The organism is Escherichia sp. TW09308, assembly GCF_000208565.1.
Lineage (GTDB): Bacteria > Pseudomonadota > Gammaproteobacteria > Enterobacterales > Enterobacteriaceae > Escherichia > Escherichia marmotae.
Map to the genome: position 1 here is coordinate 3,853,630 of NZ_AEME01000001.1, position 20,218 is coordinate 3,873,847.

General features: G+C 52.9%; 18 protein-coding genes. 5 read left to right on the forward strand and 13 right to left on the reverse strand.

Going from position 1 to position 20,218, the window contains the following annotated elements; translation table 11 throughout:
- Positions 1 to 36: 36 nt before the first annotated feature.
- The 3 genes from ESM_RS0118470 to ESM_RS0118480 are packed head-to-tail and all read right to left on the reverse strand — an operon-like array spanning position 37 to position 2,992.
- Positions 37 to 993 (reverse strand): lysylphosphatidylglycerol synthase domain-containing protein, encoded by a 957-nt coding sequence (locus ESM_RS0118470; protein ID WP_000045470.1) that lies wholly within the window; start codon positions 991 to 993, stop codon positions 37 to 39.
- Positions 993 to 2,234, reverse strand: a complete 1,242-nt coding sequence (gene clsB / locus ESM_RS0118475; protein ID WP_000649633.1) for a cardiolipin synthase ClsB — start codon at positions 2,232 to 2,234, stop codon at positions 993 to 995. Before clsB ends, ESM_RS0118470 begins: the two co-directional genes overlap by 1 nt.
- Positions 2,231 to 2,992 (reverse strand): endonuclease/exonuclease/phosphatase family protein, encoded by a 762-nt coding sequence (locus ESM_RS0118480; protein ID WP_001113330.1) that lies wholly within the window; start codon positions 2,990 to 2,992, stop codon positions 2,231 to 2,233. Before ESM_RS0118480 ends, clsB begins: the two co-directional genes overlap by 4 nt.
- A gap of 132 nt (positions 2,993 to 3,124) precedes the next feature.
- Here ESM_RS0118480 and ESM_RS0118485 point away from each other — a divergent pair, with 132 nt between their 5' ends.
- Positions 3,125 to 3,535 (forward strand): YbhQ family protein, encoded by a 411-nt coding sequence (locus tag ESM_RS0118485; RefSeq protein WP_000871975.1) that lies wholly within the window; start codon positions 3,125 to 3,127, stop codon positions 3,533 to 3,535.
- Here the strand turns inward: ESM_RS0118485 and ESM_RS0118490 are convergent.
- Genes ESM_RS0118490 through cecR form a run of 5 tightly spaced genes read right to left on the reverse strand, consistent with a single transcriptional unit; the run spans position 3,497 to position 9,138 of the window.
- Positions 3,497 to 4,603, reverse strand: a complete 1,107-nt coding sequence (locus tag ESM_RS0118490) for an ABC transporter permease (RefSeq protein WP_000469021.1) — start codon at positions 4,601 to 4,603, stop codon at positions 3,497 to 3,499. The two genes, ESM_RS0118485 and ESM_RS0118490, sit on opposite strands and share 39 nt — an antisense overlap.
- Before the next feature lie 10 nt (positions 4,604 to 4,613).
- Positions 4,614 to 5,747, reverse strand: a complete 1,134-nt coding sequence (locus tag ESM_RS0118495; protein ID WP_000070110.1) for an ABC transporter permease — start codon at positions 5,745 to 5,747, stop codon at positions 4,614 to 4,616.
- Positions 5,740 to 7,476 carry an ATP-binding cassette domain-containing protein gene (locus ESM_RS0118500; protein WP_000997115.1) on the reverse strand — a complete coding sequence of 579 codons (1,737 nt, stop codon included), beginning with the start codon at positions 7,474 to 7,476 and terminating at the stop codon, positions 5,740 to 5,742. Before ESM_RS0118500 ends, ESM_RS0118495 begins: the two co-directional genes overlap by 8 nt.
- Positions 7,469 to 8,464 (reverse strand): secretion protein HlyD, encoded by a 996-nt coding sequence (hlyD, locus tag ESM_RS0118505; RefSeq protein ID WP_001516038.1) that lies wholly within the window; start codon positions 8,462 to 8,464, stop codon positions 7,469 to 7,471. The genes ESM_RS0118500 and hlyD overlap by 8 nt, the downstream gene beginning before the upstream one ends.
- 2 nt (positions 8,465 to 8,466) lie before the next feature.
- Positions 8,467 to 9,138 carry a DNA-binding transcriptional regulator CecR gene (gene cecR, locus ESM_RS0118510; RefSeq protein WP_010379660.1) on the reverse strand — a complete coding sequence of 224 codons (672 nt, stop codon included), beginning with the start codon at positions 9,136 to 9,138 and terminating at the stop codon, positions 8,467 to 8,469.
- Between the two features lie 228 nt (positions 9,139 to 9,366).
- Between cecR and rhlE the strand changes: the two genes are divergently transcribed.
- Positions 9,367 to 10,731 carry an ATP-dependent RNA helicase RhlE gene (gene rhlE, locus ESM_RS0118515; protein WP_000007078.1) on the forward strand — a complete coding sequence of 455 codons (1,365 nt, stop codon included), beginning with the start codon at positions 9,367 to 9,369 and terminating at the stop codon, positions 10,729 to 10,731.
- 233 nt (positions 10,732 to 10,964) lie between these two features.
- On the opposite strand, the gene ESM_RS0118520 is transcribed toward rhlE, so the two are convergent.
- A complete protein-coding gene (locus ESM_RS0118520; protein ID WP_072274915.1) occupies positions 10,965 to 11,447 on the reverse strand; it encodes an NADAR family protein in 483 nt (160 codons plus the stop codon).
- Positions 11,448 to 11,566: 119 nt separating this feature from the next.
- Here ESM_RS0118520 and dinG point away from each other — a divergent pair, with 119 nt between their 5' ends.
- The 3 genes from dinG (at position 11,567) to ESM_RS0118535 (ending at position 15,927) form a co-directional block, all read left to right on the forward strand.
- Positions 11,567 to 13,717 (forward strand): ATP-dependent DNA helicase DinG, encoded by a 2,151-nt coding sequence (gene dinG / locus ESM_RS0118525; protein WP_001218667.1) that lies wholly within the window; start codon positions 11,567 to 11,569, stop codon positions 13,715 to 13,717.
- 27 nt (positions 13,718 to 13,744) lie between these two features.
- Entirely contained in the window at positions 13,745 to 14,713 is a 969-nt protein-coding gene (ybiB, locus tag ESM_RS0118530) for a DNA-binding protein YbiB (protein ID WP_000386506.1), read from the forward strand.
- A gap of 140 nt (positions 14,714 to 14,853) precedes the next feature.
- Positions 14,854 to 15,927, forward strand: coding sequence for a malate/lactate/ureidoglycolate dehydrogenase (locus ESM_RS0118535; RefSeq protein WP_000146184.1), 1,074 nt, complete (start codon positions 14,854 to 14,856; stop codon positions 15,925 to 15,927).
- A 222-nt stretch (positions 15,928 to 16,149) separates the two neighbouring features.
- Here the strand turns inward: ESM_RS0118535 and ybiJ are convergent, their stop codons facing one another.
- The 4 genes from ybiJ to ESM_RS0118555 form a co-directional block, all read right to left on the reverse strand.
- Complete coding sequence (gene ybiJ / locus ESM_RS0118540) at positions 16,150 to 16,410, reverse strand: DUF1471 family protein YbiJ (RefSeq protein ID WP_000849310.1); 261 nt, start codon at positions 16,408 to 16,410, stop codon at positions 16,150 to 16,152.
- A gap of 263 nt (positions 16,411 to 16,673) precedes the next feature.
- Positions 16,674 to 16,940 (reverse strand): C4-type zinc finger protein YbiI, encoded by a 267-nt coding sequence (gene ybiI / locus ESM_RS0118545; RefSeq protein WP_000146371.1) that lies wholly within the window; start codon positions 16,938 to 16,940, stop codon positions 16,674 to 16,676.
- A 73-nt stretch (positions 16,941 to 17,013) separates the two neighbouring features.
- Complete coding sequence (gene ybiX / locus ESM_RS0118550; protein WP_000990187.1) at positions 17,014 to 17,691, reverse strand: PKHD-type hydroxylase YbiX; 678 nt, start codon at positions 17,689 to 17,691, stop codon at positions 17,014 to 17,016.
- 211 nt (positions 17,692 to 17,902) lie between these two features.
- The gene (locus ESM_RS0118555) at positions 17,903 to 20,185 is read right to left on the reverse strand and encodes a catecholate siderophore receptor Fiu (protein WP_000429983.1); all 2,283 of its coding nucleotides are present in this window, start codon (positions 20,183 to 20,185) and stop codon (positions 17,903 to 17,905) included.
- Positions 20,186 to 20,218 lie beyond the last annotated feature (33 nt).

Sequence of the window (20,218 nt, forward strand, 5' to 3'; positions counted from 1 at the left end):
AACAATCTGCACAAACCAAAAGAACTTAATCGAACTTCACATCGCCGCTTCATTTTTCGCCCGTAGCTTCTTCGCCTGACTTTCCAGCAACAGGTAACAGATCAGCGCCAGCAGCAGCGGGATAAAGTAATACAGCACACGGTAAGCGAGTAGGGCGGCGATAATTGTGCCTTTGGATGTATTCTCTCCTGCCAGTAGCGCGAGAAACACCGCTTCCAGCACGCCAATCCCCGCCGGAATATGCACGATGACACCAGCAATACTACTAACCAGTAACACGCCTAAGACAAAGAAATAATTCACGCTTTGGTCAAGTAACAGCCAGATAATTGCCCCCATCACCATCCAGTTAACGCTGGAAATCAGCATCTGAGCGAGGGCGAATTTCCATGAAGGCAGCACCAGCTTTTGCCCTTTGATGGTCATATGGCGGTGCTTCGCGAAAGCGCAAAACCATAAATAAACCGCGATAATCATCAGTAAGCCAATGCCGAGAATACGCAGCGTGGTTTGATCGACATACCAGTGATCCGGTAACTCCACCACGCCTGCGGTAAAAATAATCCCGGCTAATAAAATATAGCCCAGCCAGTTGGTGGTAATACTCAGCGAGAAAATGCGTGTGATGGTGCCGCCCGGTAATCCCAGACGCGAATAAAGGCGATAACGCATCCCAATCCCGCCGACCCAGGTACTGAGCGTCAGGTTGAAGGCATAGCAGATAAATGACACCAGCATCACCTGGCGCTTCGCCAGTTTGTGACCGCAGTAGAAACGGGCGAGCAGGTCATAGCAGCCGTAAATCAGATAACTGACGACCACCAGCCCGACCGCACTCAATAGCACAACGCGGTTATAGTCGCGGATGACCTTCCAGACCTCTTCCCAGTCCACTTTTTTGGCGTAGACCACCAGCAACACAATCACCGCGATAAAAAATAGCCAGGTAAGGATCTTCTTTGCTAAGCGCCAGCGAGGATGGGATTTACTCATCAGGGCTTTACCCCCGTATTTTCTGTTTCTACCCGATCCTGCGTTTCCATTGCCGGTTGCGCGGGCGGCTCAACCTGTGCCAGACGCGGCGTATGCGCCGGAAGCCAGCCCACCAGCGCCGGGAAGTGGCGCAAAAAGTGGAATGCCAGCACGCTTTTAGTCAGATTCCACCAGGTGCGTTTTGGCAGCATACTTTCATCTACCTGCCGACAATCGGCGGCGATGATGCCATTAAGATTGTCGCGTAGCGTCTGGTTAAAATTACGATCGTAGATGATGACGTTAGCTTCGAGATTCAGCGACAAACTGAGCGGATCGAGATTACTGGAGCCTACCGTCGCCCAGTGATCATCCATTAACGCCACTTTGCCGTGGAGCGGGCGGCGGCGATACTCAAACACTTGAACGCCGCCTTTAACCAGATAGTTATAGAGCAAACGCGCGCCAACCCTGACAATCGGCATATCCGGTTCACCCTGAATAATCAGTTTGATCCGCACCCCGCGCCGTGCCGCTTTACGTAAGGCGTGTAAAAATCGATAGCCGGGAAAGAAGTAGGCGTTGGCGATAATCACTTCCCGCCGCGCCTGAGTGAGCATTTTCAAATAGTGGCGCTCGATATCGCTGCGATGTTCTTCGTTATCGCGCCAGACCAGCAATACCTGCGCTTCCCCCGGTTGGCGGTTTTCTTCCGCTTTATGGTGACGTCGCCACCAGCGGCGTGCCGCGCTCTGCCCAGGCAAGTTTTCCAGCTCAAACTGCAGAATATCTTCAACAATCGGCCCTTCCAGCCGCACCGCGTAATCCTGTTTGGCCTGTGGGCCGTAGCTGGACATATGCTCGGCGGAGTAATTTATCCCGCCGATAAAGGCGATTCGTGTATCGATGACCACAATTTTGCGATGCATCCGGCGGAACACATTCGTGCGCATACCGAACAGGCGAGGACGAGGATCGTAATAACGAAATACCACGCCAGCCGCGGTCAGTTCGCTGACAAATTCATCGCTGAGATCTGGCGAACCATAGCCATCCAGCAAGACTTCCGCTTTAACCCCACGTTGCGCCGCTGCCAGCAGCGCCGCATGTAGCTGTTTGCCGACGTCATCTTCAAACCAGATAAATGTCTCAAGGATGATGCGTTGCTCTGCTTCGTTAATCGCTTTAAACACAGCAGGGTAATATTGCTCGCCGTTTTCCAGTAACTGAATCTTGTTCCCTTCGCGCCAACCACATTTCATAGATGGATCTCCACACTCAAAGGGGCATGGTCAGAAAGATGTCGCCAGGTCCGCAGCGGCAACGCTGTGGGCGCACTGGCACTGGCGTTTTTGACGTAAATCCTGTCCAGACGAAGAACGGGAAATTGCACCGGAAATGTTCGCGCCGGGCGTCCGTGGGCGCGGGTAAATATCTCATCCAGCCCAGCCTGTACTTTTAAGGGATGATTGGCTTTTTGCCGCCAGTCGTTGAAATCTCCCGCGACTAATACTGGTTCGCCGTTCGGTAGTTGATTCACCCATTCAGCAAGCATCGCAAGCTGCGCCTGACGGTGCGCCTCCCGCAAGCCGAGATGCACGCACATCACATGAATCGCTTTCCCCGTGACTGGCGGAACAATGCGGCAATAAAGCACGCCGCGCTTTTCCGCGCCATCGACCGAAACATCGCGATTCTCATAATGTTCAATGGGATAGCGTGATAGCACCGCGTTCCCGTGATGCCCTTCCGGGTATACAGCATTACGTCCGTAGGCAAAATCACTCCACATGGTGTCGGCAAGAAACTCGTAGTGCGAAGTATCGGGCCAGTTCTTCACATGCAGTGGATGGACTTCGTGCGCCCCCATCACTTCCTGCAGGCAGACGATATCGGCGCTGACGGCACGCACGGCGTCGCGAAGTTCCGGCAAAATGAAGCGTCGGTTAAATGCTGTAAAGCCTTTGTGAATATTGATGGTGAGCACCTTGAACGAAAAATGTTGTGTTTGGTCGGGCATAATTTTCCTGTTTTTGCCTCTTATCTCATTGAAATAGTGTAGTCGGCGTCACAAAAAGGTGCGGTCTTACGGAATTTTCCGTAAAGTTCGGTACTCTGAATTAGTAGAGATAAATTCTTCAGGAGAGAAGCCATGAAGTGGCAACAACGCGTTCGTGTCGCAACTGGCCTAAGTTGCTGGCAGATTATGTTGCATTTACTGGTAGTGGCGCTGCTGGTTATGGGCTGGATGAGTAAGACGCTGGTTCATGTCGGCGTAGGGTTATGCGTGCTGTATTGTGTAACAGTAGTGATGATGCTGGTGTTACAGCGTCATCCTGAGCAACGCTGGCGCGAGGTAGCAGATGTGCTGGAAGAGTTGACCACCACCTGGTATTTTGGCGCGGCGCTGATTGTGCTGTGGCTGTTGTCCCGCGTGCTGGAAAATAACTATTTGCTGGCAATTGCAGGGCTGGCGATCCTTGCCGGCCCGGCGGTAGTGTCGCTACTGGCGAAAGATAAAAAGTTACATCACCTTGCGTCTAAACATCGCGTACGCCGCTGATCCTGTTGTGGCCGTTATCACCAGTAACGGCCACAAACTATTCCACACAATATCCAGACTCGCATCCTTCAAATAGATCTGCTTGGTAATGTCTGTAAAGTGGCGGATAGGGTTAATCCACGTCAGGTTTTGCAGCCATACTGGCATGTTCTCCACCGGCGAAACGTAACCGGAAAGCAGGATTGCAGGCATCATAAAGACAAATACGCCGATAAACGCCTGCTGTTGCGTTGAACAAAGTGATGAAATCAACAGACCGAAGCCCACCAGCGATAAACCGTAAATCACCATCGTAAAGTAGAACAGCGCCAGCGAACCGGCGAAGGGGATTTGATACGCCCAGATACCAATCGCCAGCACAATGGTGGCCTGGAACGTGGCGACAATTAACGCAGGGACGGCTTTACCAATAAATATCTGCCAGGTGGTGAGGGGCGAAACCAGCAACTGATCGAGCGTTCCCTGTTCACGTTCGCGGGCAACAGAAAGCGAAGTGACGATCATTACGCCGATAGTGGTGATCATGGCGATCAGTGATGGCACCACGAACCATTTGTAGTCGAGGTTCGGGTTATACCAGTTGCGCACCACCAGCTCGCTGTTGTTTGGCTTCGGCTTTCCTTCCAGCAGCTCCTGCTGATAGTTTTTGACGATTTGTTGCAGGTAGTTAGCGGCGATTTGCGCACTGTTGGAGTTACGTCCGTCGAGAATTAATTGCAACGGCGCGGTCTGGAAGGTATCCAGTTTGCGCGAGAAATCAGGCGGGAAGCGCACCAGCAATAACGCCTTTTGCGTGTCGATGGTCGGGCGGATCTCCTGTGGACTTTTCAGCAGCAACACATGGGTAAAGGCGCTGGCGCGGGCAAAACGTTGGGTCAGTTCTACCGAATGTGCGCCGTTATCTTCGTCGTAAATGGCGATGGTGGCGTTGGTTACTTCCAGCGTGGCGGCGAACGGGAACAGGATCACCTGAATCAGCACGGGTAAAATCAGAATCGCGCGCGTCTGCGGTTCGCGCAGCAGCGACTGCAACTCTTTGCGAATTAACGTCCATAAGCGATGAAACATGCTCTTCTCCCTAATCCAGTCGACGTTTGGTTTTCAGCCACGTCAGACCGATAAACATCACCGCCGAAGCGATCAAAAACAGCACATTCACGACCAGCACTACCGGAATATTCCCGGCGAGAAACAGGCTTTGCAGGGTGCTGACGAAATAACGTGCGGGAATAATGTACGTCACCGCGCGGATCACCGCAGGCATACTGTCGATCTGAAAAATAAAGCCAGAGAGCATAATCGACGGCAAGAACGCGGCGTTCAGTGCGACTTGTGCGGCGTTGAACTGGTTGCGGGTAATCGTTGAAATCAGCAGCCCCATCCCCAGCGTACTGAGTAAAAACAGGCTGGAGATAAAAAACAGAATCAGCAGCGAACCGCGATATGGCACACCGAGAATAAATACCGACACCAGCATACACAGCAGCATTGCCAGCATGCCGAGGACGTAATAGGGGAGCAGCTTACACAGCAGCAGTTCCGTGCGGGTAATCTCCGTAGAGAGCAAAGCCTCCATAGTGCCGCGTTCCCACTCCCGCGCCACCACCAGCGAGGTGAGGATCGCGCCGATCACCGTCATGATAATGGTTACAGCACCGGGAATAATAAAGTGCTGGCTAATCGCCGCCGGGTTAAACCAGTAGCGAGTCTGGACATCAATAAGCGGCTCAAAAGTCTGCCCGTTGTCTTCCGCTTGCTGCATTTGCCAGATCTGCCAGATCCCTTCGACATAACCCTGCACAAAGTTGGCGGTATTTGGCTCGCTGCCGTCGGTAATCACCTGAATTGGCGCGGTAGCGTTGGCACGCTCCATCTGTTCCGCGAAATCCACCGGAATCACCACCAGACCACGAATTTTCCCCGCCTGCATTTTGGCGATTAATTCTTGGCGATTATCGCTGATAGTGGCGTCGATATAAGGTGAGCCTGTCATGGTGTGGGTGAAATCCAGCGCCGCTTCGCTACGCTGTTCAAGCAATATTCCGACCCTCAGCTTGCTGGAGTCGAGGTTAATGCCGTAGCCAAAAATAAACAGCAGCAACAGCGGGATCACCACCGCAATCAGCCAGCTACTCGGATCGCGAATGATCTGCCGCGTCTCTTTAACGCACAGCGCTCGCACGCGACGCCAGGACAGGATCGGATTACTCATTGCCATGCTCCTTATCCCAGTCGTGGATCAACTGAATAAAGGCTTGCTCCATCGTGGGGTCGGGTTGCTCATCATTGGCCGATTGCGCTTTCAAATCGTCCGGCGTGCCGCTGGCAATCAGTTTCCCGCGATACACCAGTCCGATGCGGTCGCAATATTCCGCTTCATCCATAAAGTGGGTGGTGACCATCACCGTGACACCTTTCTCTACCATGCTGTTGATATGTAGCCAAAACTCGCGGCGGGTGAGGGGATCGACGCCGGAAGTGGGTTCATCGAGAAACAGAATATCCGGTTCATGCATCAACGAGCAGGCCAGCGCCAGCCGCTGCTTAAAACCTAATGGCAGTTCATCGGTAGCATGTGAGGCAATGCTTTTCAGGCCGAACGCCTCGCTCATACGGGTGATTTTTTCAGTCTGCGCCCGACCGCGTAAGCCATACACGCCGGAGAAAAAGCGTAAATTCTGTTCGACTGTCAGGTTGCCATACAGCGAAAATTTTTGCGCCATATAGCCGAGATGCTGGCGCGCTTTACCGGAACTCTCTTTCAGATCCATTCCCAGCACCAGCGCCTGACCGGAGGTCGGCACCAGCAAGCCGCACATCATCTTAAAGGTGGTGGATTTCCCCGCACCGTTTGGCCCCAGCAAACCAAAGATTTCACCGCGTTTGACGGCAAAATTGACGTGATCGGTGGCGGCAAAATCGCCAAACTTCTTGGTCAGCTCTTTCGCTTCGATCACCGTCTCGTCCGGTGAGCCTTCTACCGTATGCAATATTGCGCCCAGCGGTGATTCTGAGGTTCCGGCACCGCCCAGCAAATCAATAAACGCATCTTCAAAGCGAGGTGTGGTTTCGTTGATGTTGATTTCCGGCATTCCGTCGGCGCGGCGAATATCGTCTGGTGTGGCCTCTTTTTTGAGGATCAGACGTACTGATTTCCCCTGAATCATCCCGTCGCTGACCTGCGGCAGTTTCAGCGTTCGTTGCAGCAGTTTGCGGTTGCTTTCGTGCGGGCTGGTCATCAGAAAGCTACGTCCGGCCATGGTTTGCGTCAGAGCCTTCGGTTCTCCCTGATACAGCAACTCACCTTCGTTCATCAGCAATACGTCACGGCACTGTTCGGCTTCATCGAGATATGAGGTACTCCAGAGGATCAGCATCCCTTCGCCTGCCAGTTCGTGCACCATCTGCCACAGCTCGCGCCGTGAGATGGGGTCTACGCCGACGCCGGGTTCATCGAGCAGTAACACTTTCGGCTCACCCACCAGGGTACAGGCCAGCCCGAGTTTTTGTTTCATCCCGCCAGAGAGCTTACCCGCCAGGCGTCCGGTAAATGGGCCAAGAGAAGTAAACTCCAGCAGGCGAGCAAACGTCTGTTTTCGCGCTTCACCGGTTACGCTGCGCAAATCCGCGTACAGATTAAGATTCTCCATCACCGTGAGATCTTCATACAGACCGAATTTCTGCGGCATATAGCCGAGCACCGCGTGTAACGCCGCGTCGTTTTTGATCGGATCAAAGCCAATGACCGTAGCACTGCCGTTGTCGGGTTTCAGTAACCCGGCCAGCATCCGCATCAACGTGGTTTTACCCGCGCCATCCGGCCCCACCAGCCCCGTAACATAACCGGCATGAATGGTACAGTTGAGCGGTGCGACGGCGGGCTTGTCCATACCCGGAAAGCGTTTTTCCAAGCCGTTTAGCGTGATAACGGCATCATTCATGTCCTGCCTCGTCACCGAATTGCACCGTTACTGGCATTCCCTGGCGTAACGCATCATCGGCGTCGGTCACCACAATCCGCAGGCGATAGACAAGGTCGGTGCGCAGATCCGGCGTTTCGACGGTTTTCGGGGTAAATTCAGCGGTTGGCGAAACGAAACCAATCTGCCCGTGATACGGCTTGTCCGGGCGACCATCGGTATAGAGCAGCACTTTGCGGCCCGGTTGGGCCTGGTCGAGATTGCGCTCATCGACATAGGCACGCACCCACACCGGACGCGTTAGTGAAACGGTAAACACCGTGCCACCTTCATTGAGCACTGTGCCAGGCTCTACCGCGCGGGTTAACAGCGTGCCATCAGAGGGGGCTACCAACGTTGAGTCCTGTAAATTCAGCTCCGCCTGCGCCAGTTGCGCCTGCGCCTGTTCGAGGCTGGCTTTCGCCTGGGCGATGTCCTGTTCACGGTTACCGGAACGGTACTGACGCAATTTATCCTGTGCTGATTTCAGCGTTGCCTGAGCCTGGTCGCGCGAGGAGCGGGCATTTTCCAGGTCGTTTGCCGAAATAGTGCGGCTTTTCCACAATCCTTGCTGACGAGCATAGAAATTCTGCGCATAGTCGTAAGCGGCCTGCGCCTGTTTTACGGCAGCGGCAGCCTGGGCGATTTCTTCATCGCGATAACCGGCAAGCATCAGATCATATTGTGCCTGCGCCACCGAAACGCCTGCTTTCGCCTGCATCAGCGCAATCTCATACGGCTTGTGATCCAGTTCGCCCAGCACTTGACCCGCTTTGATGGCATCACCTTCGTCTACCGCCAGAGATTCAACGCGACCACCGACACGGAAGCTAAGATTAACAGTGCGAATATCCACGTTGCCATACAGCGTCAGGCCGTTATCCTGGCGGCTTTGATACCACCAGTAGCCTCCGGCAACCACGGCGGCAAGTACCACTACCGCCAGTCCAATCACGACAGGTTTTTTCATCACTACAAACTCCTTTGCGATAATCCTTGCAAAATCAGGTCGATATGACAGGTTACCGTCTGGTTAATCAGTTCGGTCTTTTCTTCATCGAACGCGGTCCAGCCGGTACGTAACAGAATCGTTTCTTTGCCGAGACGAAACGCCAGAATCTCGCCAATCAGCGCATGAGTATGGAGGATCATGCGGGTATCGTTGGCGTCACAGCCGGTCCAGGCGGCAATCAAGCGTGTAAGGTGGCTGTGTAGCGGACTAATCACCTGTTCATGCACCAGATGGTAGGCCGCCGTGGGAGAGAGCTGCTCACGGGAGATAAACTTGCTGAGGTTGACGGTATCATCCTGGGTGAGCAGTTGAATCATGTTCCTGCAAGCGCGAAGGATCAGTTCGCGGATAGCGGCGCGATCCGGCTGTGGTTGTGCGAACAAGCGTTCGGCTTCCTCGGCGTGCGGACGGAACTGCTCGCCAATAAAATCGGCAATCCACTGGGCGCAGGCGAGGTATAAATCTTCTTTCGAACCGAAGTAATAGGTGATGGCTGCGATATTCTGCCCGGCCAGGGCGGCGATATCGCGGGTGGTGGCGTTCATTCCATACTCACCAAACTGTGCCAGTGCCGCAGCAATTAGCTGTTTTTTGGCCTGTTCACCTTTGGTTGTCATGGCAGGACTATTCATCGCACAGCCCATTCTTAATCAAATGATTGATTAAGATTATGACTCATTTTTAGCGTTGTCCAGTATGGCTAAGAATTTTAGCAACGCCAGTCACAGGGATAATTTATGCGCTGCGTCACAAAAACTGCTACACTCCGCTCCCTCATGACATTGTGGTTTTTGTCATTTTCCTTTTCAGTATCTCCCTGAAAACTACACCGGTAACGGTCGGGGCGGTTCGGAGTAGTTATGTCTTTCGATTCTTTGGGTTTAAGCCCTGATATCCTGCGCGCCGTTGCCGAGCAAGGTTACCGTGAACCCACCCCTATTCAGCAGCAGGCGATCCCCGCAGTACTGGAAGGCCGTGATCTGATGGCCAGTGCCCAGACCGGCACGGGTAAAACAGCGGGCTTTACGCTGCCGCTACTGCAACACCTGATTTCCCGTGAGCCGCACGCCAAAGGGCGTCGTCCGGTTCGTGCGTTGATCCTCACCCCGACCCGTGAACTGGCGGCGCAGATTGGCGAAAACGTCCGTGATTACAGCAAATACCTGAACATTCGTTCGCTGGTGGTGTTTGGCGGCGTCAGCATTAACCCGCAGATGATGAAACTGCGCGGCGGTGTTGATGTGCTGGTGGCAACGCCCGGGCGTCTGCTGGACCTGGAACACCAGAATGCGGTGAAACTGGATCAGATAGAAATCCTCGTCCTTGATGAAGCTGACCGTATGCTCGATATGGGCTTTATCCACGATATTCGCCGTGTGTTAACAAAGCTGCCCGCGAAACGCCAGAACCTGCTGTTCTCCGCGACTTTCTCTGACGAGATTAAAGCGCTGGCAGAAAAACTGCTGCATAACCCGCTAGAAATCGAAGTGGCGCGCCGTAATACCGCCTCTGAGCAAGTGACCCAGCACGTTCATTTTGTTGATAAGAAACGCAAACGGGAATTACTGTCGCACATGATTGGTAAAGGTAACTGGCAGCAGGTGCTGGTGTTTACACGTACCAAACATGGTGCCAACCATCTGGCAGAACAGCTAAATAAAGATGGCATCCGCAGTGCGGCGATCCACGGTAATAAATCGCAAGGTGCGCGTACTCGTGCGTTGGCCGATTTTAAATCGGGTGATATTCGTGTGCTGGTGGCGACCGATATCGCCGCGCGTGGCCTGGATATCGAAGAGTTGCCACACGTCGTCAACTATGAGCTGCCAAACGTACCGGAAGATTACGTGCACCGCATCGGGCGTACCGGTCGTGCCGCAGCCACCGGCGAAGCGTTATCGCTGGTGTGTGTTGATGAGCACAAACTGTTGCGCGATATCGAAAAACTGCTGAAAAAAGAGATCCCGCGTATCGCTGTTCCGGGCTATGAGCCGGACCCGTCAATTAAAGCCGAACCGATCCAGAACGGTCGCCAGCAACGCAGCGGCGGCGGTCGTGGGCAGAGCGGTGGTCGTAGTCAACAGCAACCGCGTCGCGCAGAAAGCGGTGCGAAGGCTGGTAACGCGAAGCCTGCAGCAAAACCGTCTCGTCGTCTTGGTGATGCCAAACCGGCAGGCGAGCAACAACGTCGCCGCCGTCCGCGTAAACCTGCCGCAGCTCAGTAATCTTTTATGCCGGGTAATGCCCGGCATCTGAGACTGATGACAAACGCAAAACTGCCTGATGCGCTACGCTTATCAGGCCTACGTGGTTCCTACAATATATTGAATTTTAACAACTTGTAGGCCGGATAAGGCGTTCGCGCCGCATCCGGCATATCACTACAAGCGCTAGTCAGCAATTTGCAAGCGCGGCAAAAAGATTTCTCTGTTTTACCGCCCACAAGCCACCCGATGCGTTACTTCTCCGCAGCCAATTGTTCGCGCAGCTCCATTAAAAGGTAGCCCAGGCGATTCTTGCCCTGACCATTACCGCCATCTCCCCAGTAAGCATCATTTTTCGTATGCTCAACCAGTTTCGCTGACGCGGTTGCCAGCAGGAGCGCGCGCAGTTCTGCGTGTTGTTCGAATTTAGCGCGAAGCGCTTTGCGCATCACCTCTTCTTTTATCGACTCCCAGTTTTTACGCAGGGGCTTAGAACGGTCACGCCCCATACGCGCGGCGATCATGGGTGAGGAAATCCGGCGGATCTCTTCGTGGTATTTTTCATCAAGGAACTTTTGTGCCTGAAAATAGTGTTCTGAGGTGGGCCAGGTTTTGCCGTCAATCTTGATGGCCCAGGCGGCAAAGTTAGAAAAATCCCCGTAGTCGTCACTGGTGCTGTAGAAATTTATGATGGTGTCTTGCATGACGTGTTGAATCCTTTGTTGTCGAACAGGAATTAGACCGTATTATCCTGGCGGTTATTGCGAGCCACTTTCCAGAAACAGAAAAATCATTACCCCTGAAAACTGAAAAATGCCACAATATTGGCTGTTTATACAGTATTTCAGGTTTTCTCATGGCATTAACCGCCGCGCTTAAAGCGCAAATTGCCGCCTGGTATAAGGCGCTTCAGGAACAGATCCCCGACTTTATTCCCCGTGCGCCGCAGCGGCAGATGATTGCGGATGTCGCCAAAACACTGGCCGGAGAAGAAGGGCGGCATCTGGCGATTGAAGCCCCCACCGGCGTTGGGAAAACGCTCTCCTATTTGATCCCCGGCATCGCCATTGCCCGCGAAGAGCAAAAAACGCTGGTGGTGAGTACCGCTAACGTGGCGTTGCAGGATCAGATCTACAGCAAAGATTTGCCGCTGCTGAAAAAGATCATTCCCGATCTAAAATTCACCGCCGCTTTCGGGCGTGGGCGCTACGTTTGCCCGCGTAACCTGACGGCGCTTGCCAGTACCGAACCCACACAACAGGATCTGCTCGCGTTTCTCGACGATGAACTGACACCGAACAATCAGGAAGAACAAAAACGTTGTGCAAAGCTGAAGGGCGATCTCGATACTTATAAATGGGATGGCCTGCGCGATCACACTGATATCGCCATTGATGACGATCTCTGGCGTCGTCTGAGTACCGACAAAGCCAGTTGCCTCAACCGTAACTGTTATTACTACCGCGAATGTCCGTTTTTTGTTGCCCGCCGGGAAATTCAGGAAGCGGAAGTGGTAGTGGCAAACCATGCGCTGGTGATGGCGGCGATGGAAAGCGAAGCGGTATTGCCAGAACCGAAAAATTTGCTGCTGGTGCTGGATGAAGGTCATCACCTGCCGGACGTGGCGCGGGATGCGCTGGAAATGAGCGCGGAAATTACTGCACCCTGGTATCGGCTACAACTGGATCTGTTCACAAAACTGGTCGCCACCTGCATGGAGCAGTTTCGCCCGAAGACCATTCCACCGCTGGCGATCCCTGAACGGTTGAATGCGCATTGTGAAGAGTTGTATGAGCTTATCGCCTCTTTAAACAACATCCTCAATCTCTATATGCCTGCCGGGCAAGAGGCAGAGCACCGTTTTGCGATGGGCGAATTGCCGGATGAAGTACTGGAGATCTGCCAGCGGCTGGCAAAACTGACCGAGATGCTGCGTGGTCTGGCTGAGTTATTCCTCAATGATTTAAGTGAGAAAACCGGTAGCCATGACATTGTGCGTTTGCATCGACTGATTTTGCAGATGAACCGCGCGCTGGGGATGTTTGAGGCGCAGAGCAAACTCTGGCGGCTGGCGTCTCTGGCGCAATCTTCTGGTGCGCCGGTAACCAAATGGGCGACGCGGGAAGAACGCGACGGGCAGCTACATCTCTGGTTTCACTGTGTGGGGATCCGCGTCAGCGATCAACTCGAAAGGCTGCTGTGGCGCAGTATTCCGCACATTATTATCACTTCTGCAACCTTGCGTTCGCTGAACAGTTTTTCGCGTTTGCAGGAGATGAGTGGGTTGAAAGAGAAAGCGGGCGATCGCTTTGTGGCGCTGGATTCCCCCTTCAACCACTGCGAACAGGGCAAAATTGTCATTCCGCAGATGCGTTATGAACCGTCCATTGACAACGAAGAGCAGCATATTGCCGAAATGGCGGCCTTTTTCCGTGAGCAGGTAGAGAGCAAAAAACATCTCGGCATGTTGGTGTTGTTTGCCAGCGGGCGGGCGATGCAGCGATTTCTCGACTATGTGACGGATTTACGTCTGATGTTGCTGGTGCAGGGCGATCAGCCTCGCTACCGCTTAGTTGAACTGCATCGTAAACGCGTTGCTAACGGTGAGCGCAGTGTATTGGTAGGTTTACAGTCTTTTGCCGAAGGCCTTGATCTGAAAGGTGACCTGCTAAGTCAGGTGCATATTCATAAAATCGCCTTTCCCCCCATCGACAGCCCGGTGGTGATCACCGAAGGCGAATGGCTAAAAAGTCTTAATCGTTATCCCTTTGAGGTACAAAGCCTGCCGAGCGCCTCGTTTAACCTGATTCAGCAAGTTGGGCGTCTGATTCGAAGCCACAGTTGCTGGGGTGAAGTGGTGATTTATGATAAACGCTTGTTAACCAAAAACTACGGCAAGCGGTTACTTGATGCCTTACCGGTGTTTCCGATTGAGCAACCCGAAGTCCCTGAAGGTATAGTTAAAAAGAAAGAAAAAGCAAAATCCCCACGCCGTCGGCGGCGTTAATGATGTGAGTCAGGTAAGGAGTCATAAATGGACTATCGCAAAATCATCAAAGAGATCGGGCGCGGCAAAAACCATGCGCGCGATTTAGACCAGGATACGGCGCGCGGCCTGTATGCCCATATGCTCAACGGTGAAGTACCTGACCTTGAGTTGGGCGGCGTATTGATGGCGCTGCGTATCAAAGGGGAAGGGGAAGCAGAGATGCTCGGCTTTTACGAAGCCATGCAAAATCACACCATCAAGTTGACGCCCCCTGTTGGCAAGCCGATTCCTGTTGTTATTCCCAGTTACAACGGTGCGCGTAAACAGGCCAACCTGACGCCATTGCTGGCGATCCTGCTGCACAAACTCGGTTTTCCAGTAGTGGTTCACGGTGTTAGCGAAGATCCGACCCGCGTGCTGAGCGAAACCATTTTCGAACTGATGGGGATTACGCCAACGCTGCACGGCGGCCAGGCGCAGGCGAAGCTCGACGAACATCAACCTGTGTTTATGCCTGTAGGCGCGTTTTGCCCGCCGCTGGAAAAACAACTGGCGATGCGCTGGCGGATGGGCGTGCGTAACAGTGCGCATACGCTGGCGAAACTGGCGACGCCATTTGCTGAAGGTGATGCGCTGCGTCTTTCCAGTGTTTCGCATCCGGAATATGTCGGGCGGGTGGCGAAATTCTTTAACGACATCGGTGGGAGGGCGCTGTTAATGCACGGCACCGAAGGCGAAGTGTATGCAAATCCGCAACGCTGTCCGCAAATCAATCTGATTGATCGCGAAGGAACGCGGGTGCTGTATGAAAAACAGGACGATGCAGGCAGTGAGCTACTGATACTGCCAGAAGCAAAAGACCCGGAAACCACCGCGAAGTGGATTGAGCGTTGTCTGGCAGGCAGCGAACCGATTCCCAAATCACTAAAAATCCAGATGGCTTGCTGCCTGGTGGCGGCGGGCGAAGTGGCATCCGTTAGCGATGGCCTGGCGCGCGTTAAGCAATCATTTTAATTTCTCCCCCTGCCGGATGATGAGCGTCATCCGGCCTTTACTCCACAGCAACATGAAATTGCAGCATATTTATTGACCTTCCCGCGTGCGGCGCGCAGCATAAAAAAGCAACAGGCATATAACATAAACAGGAGTTAACTATGGCAAGTGGTCATCGCTTTCATGCCCGGACGCTGCACAACTTTATTCTGACTGTGTTTCGTCAGATGGGTAGCGAGGAACAGGAAGCAAAACTAGTAGCAGATCATTTAATTGCGGCAAATCTGGCAGGGCATGATTCACATGGGATTGGCATGATCCCGAGCTATGTGCAGTCCTGGCGACTGGGTTCTTTGCAAATCAACCATCACGCTAAAATTGTCAAAGATGCGGGGGCAGTGGTCACGCTTGATGGTGATCGTGCATTCGGTCAGGTGGCGGCGTACGAGGCCATGACACTTGGCATTGAAAAAGCGCGTCAGCACGGAATTGCTGCTGTGGCACTGCGTAACTCTCATCATATCGGGCGTATCGGTTACTGGGCGGAACAGTGCGCAGCGGCGGGGTTTGTCTCTGTTCACTTTGTGAGCGTAGTGGGGATTCCGATGGTGGCACCGTTCCATGGTCGCGATCGTCGCTTCGGCACCAATCCGTTCTGCGTGGTCTTTCCACGAAAGGATAACTTCCCGCTGTTGCTTGATTATGCCACCAGCGCCATTGCATTTGGCAAAACCCGTGTCGCCTGGCATAAAGGTGTGCCCGTACCGCCAGGCTGCCTGATTGATGTTAACGGCGTGCCAACGACCAATCCGGCAGTGATGCAGGAGTCACCGTTGGGATCACTGCTGACCTTTGCCGAACATAAAGGTTATGCCCTGGCGGCGATGTGCGAAATTCTTGGTGGTGCGCTTTCCGGCGGCAAAACGACCCATCAGGAAACGTTACAAACCAGCCCCGATACCATTCTTAACTGTATGACCACCATCATCGTTAACCCGGAATTGTTCGGCGCGCCAGATTGTGCAGAGCAGACCGAAGCCTTTGCCGAGTGGGTGAAAGCTTCGCCGCATGATGAAGATAAGCCGATTTTGCTGCCAGGCGAATGGGAAGTGAATATGCGCCGTGAACGGCAGGAGCTGGGGATCCCGTTAGATGCCGGGAGCTGGCAGGCGATTTGTGACGCGGCGCGGCAAATTGGTGTACCAGAAGCGACGTTGCAGACTTTCTGCCAATAGTCAGCCAGCGAAAAAAAGCCCGTCCAGTGACGGACGGGCAAACAAGGGTAACATAGGATCAATGAGGGTTAGAGCACATGCGTCTGTCGGTAAACAGACAGGGAAATTCTTTTGCCGGATGCCGGTCAACGGTTCGGATTTTGTAGGCCTGATAAGACGCGGTAGCGTCGCATCAGGCACTTGTTGCCGGATATGGCGTAAACACCTTATACGACCTGTGAATTACTTATAGATAACCGCAGTTCCGCTTAATTTATTGTTGTTGGTGGCAGAAGTAATGCTGTATCCACTGGCACCAGCCGCCGCAGCTTTTTCTGCCAGTTTTGCTTCCAGCGCGTCGAGGGTGGATGCGCCATCGGCAGAAACTACGCCGATTTTATTCATGCTTTGTGCCTGGGATGCCGTTACCGGTTGTGCCGCGAACACGCCAAATGACAGAGTTGAAAGAGCCATAGCAGCAACAACAGTATTGATAGTTTTCATAATTAATCTCTCGCAGGTGATTTTGTTTAAGTGACGTTGTTTCGTCGATGTGATGAGTATCACGTTTTTTCACGAGAGATAAAATCGAAGAGAATTGACCGCCTTGTTCAAATAAATTGATTGATATCTAAGATGCTGATAATTCATCTATTTGTCGTGCTTATGATTCAATTTTGTACCGCGTGTCAGTTACGGCTGCGTTAAAGGCACGGAATGCCACGCAAAATGCAAATTATACTTGCTGTACTCCATGCCAGTTGTAGTTAACGTAACTGGCTGTCCTTCGATCCTCTGCGATTATATCCTGTATAAGAATGTTTTTGTAAATCTTTCTCCTGCTGGCAGTGGATGCATAAGCGCACGCCAGGAATGGCTTCCCGACGGGCCTGCGGGATGGGAGCACCGCACTCTTCACATTCATACAGGCTTTCACCACGCGGGATTTCATCCCGAGCGCGGGCAACCGCATCTTCAATTGTACTGTTGATCTGTTCGTTGACGGCGTCATCATTAGCCCAACCGGATGCCATATCATCCTCCCCATATCAATGCTTGTACAATTAAGTGTAGCTAATATAGGGACAAACTCCGGCAGTTCAATTGTCATATCTCCGACCATTCTCGCAGCAGATTGTGATAAAGATTGAGTAGCGACAGGATTTCTTCACCTTCACCAAAGCGGTTTTTCAGCGACTGAATGTTGTTGTCCAAATCGAACAGCATGGCGCGCTTTTTATCATCGCGGATCATCGACTGGATCCACATAAACGAGGCCACCCGCACGCCGCGCGTGACGGGCGTTACGCTGTGCAGGCTACTCGAAGGATACAACACCAGATCGCCTGCCGGGAGTTTTACCCGATGCTGCCCGAAGGTGTCATTGACGACCAGTTCGCCGCCTTCATAGCTTTGTGGATCGCTCAAAAACAGCGTCGCAGAAAGGTCTGTGCGCATCCAGCCGTTTTGCGGATGACTGCGTACTGCGCCATCCACATGAAAACCATAGGTTTCATTGTTCTGATAACGATTAAACAGCGGCGTGGATAGGGTACGCGGCAAGGCAGCGGCAAAGAACAGAGCATGTTGGTTAACCGCGTTAAGCACCTCAGTTTGCAATGCGGCATATAACGCGCTGCGGGTGTCCACTTGCTGATTGCTCTTAACTTGTGCGCCCTGCGCGCCAGTGGTGACACGACCATCAATCCATTCGGCTTGTTCCAGTTGTTCACGAAGACGCGCGACGTCCTGTGGCGATAACACGCCGGGAATGTGGTACATCATACAAGTTCTCCAAAAAGTGGGGCTTCACCCCACACCGATTTTTAACAGCAGGTGCTTTGTTCATGCCGGATGCGGCGTGAATGCCTTATCCGGCCTACCAAATGATGTGAACTCAACGTGTTGCACAACCTTGTAGGCCTGATAAGCGCAGCGCATCAGGCAGTCCTGTTCTCGCCATCAATCTTAGTAAGCCCTGCGCCCCATATCTGAATCAGAAATGCATATTGGCGGTGAGCAGGAAGGTTCTTGGCTCGCCTGGATGATAGCGGTAGCCGCTCTTGTTAATCGAGGCCACGTAATTGGTATCAAACAGGTTGTAGACGTTTAACTGGAAATCGAGGTTGCGATTGACGCGATAGCCCAATTTGGCATCGGCAACCCAATAACCTTCAGTAAACGCCGGAGTTCCCACCGCGCCGTCAGAACCTTTATGCATACTGCCGATATAGCGTGCGCCTGCACCAATGGAGATATCATCCGTTGCCTGATACTGGCTCCATAAGGTAAAGGCGTGTTCTGGCGTATACGGCAGTGATGACGAACCATCCTGAGCCACGTCCGCACCATTTTTAATGGTCGCTTTTTGCTGGGTATATCCGCCAATCACCTGCCATGCGGGAGTGATATTTCCAGCCACGGAAATCTCATAGCCTTCGACGCGCTTTTTACCGTACTGCGAGTAAGTCCCGTCGTCGTTTTGCTCAACTTCATTTTCGATATCGGTACGGAACAGCGCGGCAGTTAGTAGCAGGCGTTTATCCAGCACTTGCCATTTGGTGCCAATTTCGCTGGTCTTCGCTTTTTGCGGTTTAAAGTCGGTGCGGTTGGCGCTGTTACCGCTGCCAGACTGTGCAAGAGCGAAGTTGCTGCCGCCAGGCGGTTGTTGGGAAACAGCATAGTTGACGTAGACATTGCCATTTTCCGTCAGATGATACAGCGCCCCGGCTTTCCAGTTGACCAGATTGCCCGACCTGGCGGTGTCGACGGTGGTGACCGGAGAACCGTTTGCCGCGCCAGTTGGGCAGGTGACGGCACCGCGACCACTGCCGCCGCAGGCGGTAGCACTGTCATATTCAGTATGATAATTGTCCAGACGGATCCCGCCGTTCAGCTCAAAATCACGGGTGATTTGCAGCGTATCGAAGGCATAAATCGCGAAGGTATCTGTCTGACCGTTAGCATTGGCACCGTTGCGCGTCAGACTGCCAGGATGAATGCTGCTGTCAGGATGGTAAATGTTCACCGGCGGTAACGTCACCGGATTAACGCCGTAGTTGGTCTGCGTTTCGCGGGTAAATTCCACGCCGGTACTGACATCATGGGCGATTGAACCGGTATAGAACGCCGACGTCAGGTTAGTCTGGTTGGTGAGGATTTTATTACTCACATCTTTAGTATTCGCCGTGCGTGACCACGTCCAGCTATCCACATTGCTGGTGGGCTGGGTAATATTCGATGCTCCGCCCATAATCGCCGTCATCAGATAATCCTGCTTCACGCGCGACCAGCGGGTGGTATTACGAATGGTGGTGTTATCGCTGATGTCATGTTCAAAACGCATAGTGGCGGTATCGGTGGTCGAATCGTCGTAATCGGAGTCCGTACCATAAAAGTTATGCGTATCCACTTTACCGGAATGGTTCAGTGCCGCCGTTCCTGCAGAAGGTGCGGAATAACCCGGCAAACCAATGGTCGGAATGCCGCCGTCCGGCGTGTTGTGCTGGGTAACGTGTAAATAGTTGAGATACAAACGCGTCGACGTACCGAGGCCTAATGCCACGGAAGGGGCGACGCCGTAACGTTCATTTTTAACCTTATCGCGCCCGGCATCGTGCGTTTTTTCGCCCATCACATTCAGGCGCACTGCGCTGGTGTCACCAATCACCTGATTGACGTCCAGTGTGCCGCGACGGAACCAGGCGCTACCAATACTGGCAGAGGCGTCAATACCAGAGTCATTACGTGGCTGTTTACTGATCATATTGATCGAACCCGTCGGCGCGCTGCGTCCGTAATCGGTGCCGGATGGGCCTTTAATGACTTCCACCTGTTCGGTATTGAAAGTGTCACGTGAGACACTACCAATATCGCGGATGCCATCAATATAAATGCTGTTAGAGGTATCCGCACCGCGCATATAAATGGCGTCGCCGGTAGTGGAATTACCATTCTCACCGGCAAAAAATGCGCCCACGCCAGGTACGTTTTTTAGCGCGTCAGTAAGGTTGGTTGCGCCCTGATCTTTTATCACCTGTTCAGAAATCACCGTCATTGTGCGGGTGGTATCGATGACCGGGCGGGAGAATTTTGGATCGGCAGATTTAAGTGGCGCATAAAGCGAAGGCGTCGATGCCTCGACAACCAGTGTATCATCAGTGTTTTGTTGCCCTTCTGCGGCGAGAGCCTGTGGCACAGGCGTGATGCCGATACAAAGACCGGCAAAGAACGTGAGCGAATGAAAGGGTCTGGCAGGGAAATTGCGATTGTTTTCCATTTGGCAGGTGACTTTTTCTTATATGTTTAAATT

What these genes read in the sequence shown, in the direction of transcription:
- ESM_RS0118470 (WP_000045470.1), bottom strand. Translation starts at nt 993, where the DNA reads ATGAGTAAATCCCATCCTCGCTGGCGCTTAGCAAAGAAGATCCTTACC.
- clsB (WP_000649633.1), bottom strand. Translation starts at nt 2,234, where the DNA reads ATGAAATGTGGTTGGCGCGAAGGGAACAAGATTCAGTTACTGGAAAAC.
- ESM_RS0118480 (WP_001113330.1), bottom strand. Translation starts at nt 2,992, where the DNA reads ATGCCCGACCAAACACAACATTTTTCGTTCAAGGTGCTCACCATCAAT.
- ESM_RS0118485 (WP_000871975.1), top strand. Translation starts at nt 3,125, where the DNA reads ATGAAGTGGCAACAACGCGTTCGTGTCGCAACTGGCCTAAGTTGCTGG.
- ESM_RS0118490 (WP_000469021.1), bottom strand. Translation starts at nt 4,603, where the DNA reads ATGTTTCATCGCTTATGGACGTTAATTCGCAAAGAGTTGCAGTCGCTG.
- ESM_RS0118495 (WP_000070110.1), bottom strand. Translation starts at nt 5,747, where the DNA reads ATGAGTAATCCGATCCTGTCCTGGCGTCGCGTGCGAGCGCTGTGCGTT.
- ESM_RS0118500 (WP_000997115.1), bottom strand. Translation starts at nt 7,476, where the DNA reads ATGAATGATGCCGTTATCACGCTAAACGGCTTGGAAAAACGCTTTCCG.
- hlyD (WP_001516038.1), bottom strand. Translation starts at nt 8,464, where the DNA reads ATGAAAAAACCTGTCGTGATTGGACTGGCGGTAGTGGTACTTGCCGCC.
- cecR (WP_010379660.1), bottom strand. Translation starts at nt 9,138, where the DNA reads ATGAATAGTCCTGCCATGACAACCAAAGGTGAACAGGCCAAAAAACAG.
- rhlE (WP_000007078.1), top strand. Translation starts at nt 9,367, where the DNA reads ATGTCTTTCGATTCTTTGGGTTTAAGCCCTGATATCCTGCGCGCCGTT.
- dinG (WP_001218667.1), top strand. Translation starts at nt 11,567, where the DNA reads ATGGCATTAACCGCCGCGCTTAAAGCGCAAATTGCCGCCTGGTATAAG.
- ybiB (WP_000386506.1), top strand. Translation starts at nt 13,745, where the DNA reads ATGGACTATCGCAAAATCATCAAAGAGATCGGGCGCGGCAAAAACCAT.
- ESM_RS0118535 (WP_000146184.1), top strand. Translation starts at nt 14,854, where the DNA reads ATGGCAAGTGGTCATCGCTTTCATGCCCGGACGCTGCACAACTTTATT.
- ybiJ (WP_000849310.1), bottom strand. Translation starts at nt 16,410, where the DNA reads ATGAAAACTATCAATACTGTTGTTGCTGCTATGGCTCTTTCAACTCTG.
- ybiI (WP_000146371.1), bottom strand. Translation starts at nt 16,940, where the DNA reads ATGGCATCCGGTTGGGCTAATGATGACGCCGTCAACGAACAGATCAAC.
- ybiX (WP_000990187.1), bottom strand. Translation starts at nt 17,691, where the DNA reads ATGATGTACCACATTCCCGGCGTGTTATCGCCACAGGACGTCGCGCGT.
- ESM_RS0118555 (WP_000429983.1), bottom strand. Translation starts at nt 20,185, where the DNA reads ATGGAAAACAATCGCAATTTCCCTGCCAGACCCTTTCATTCGCTCACG.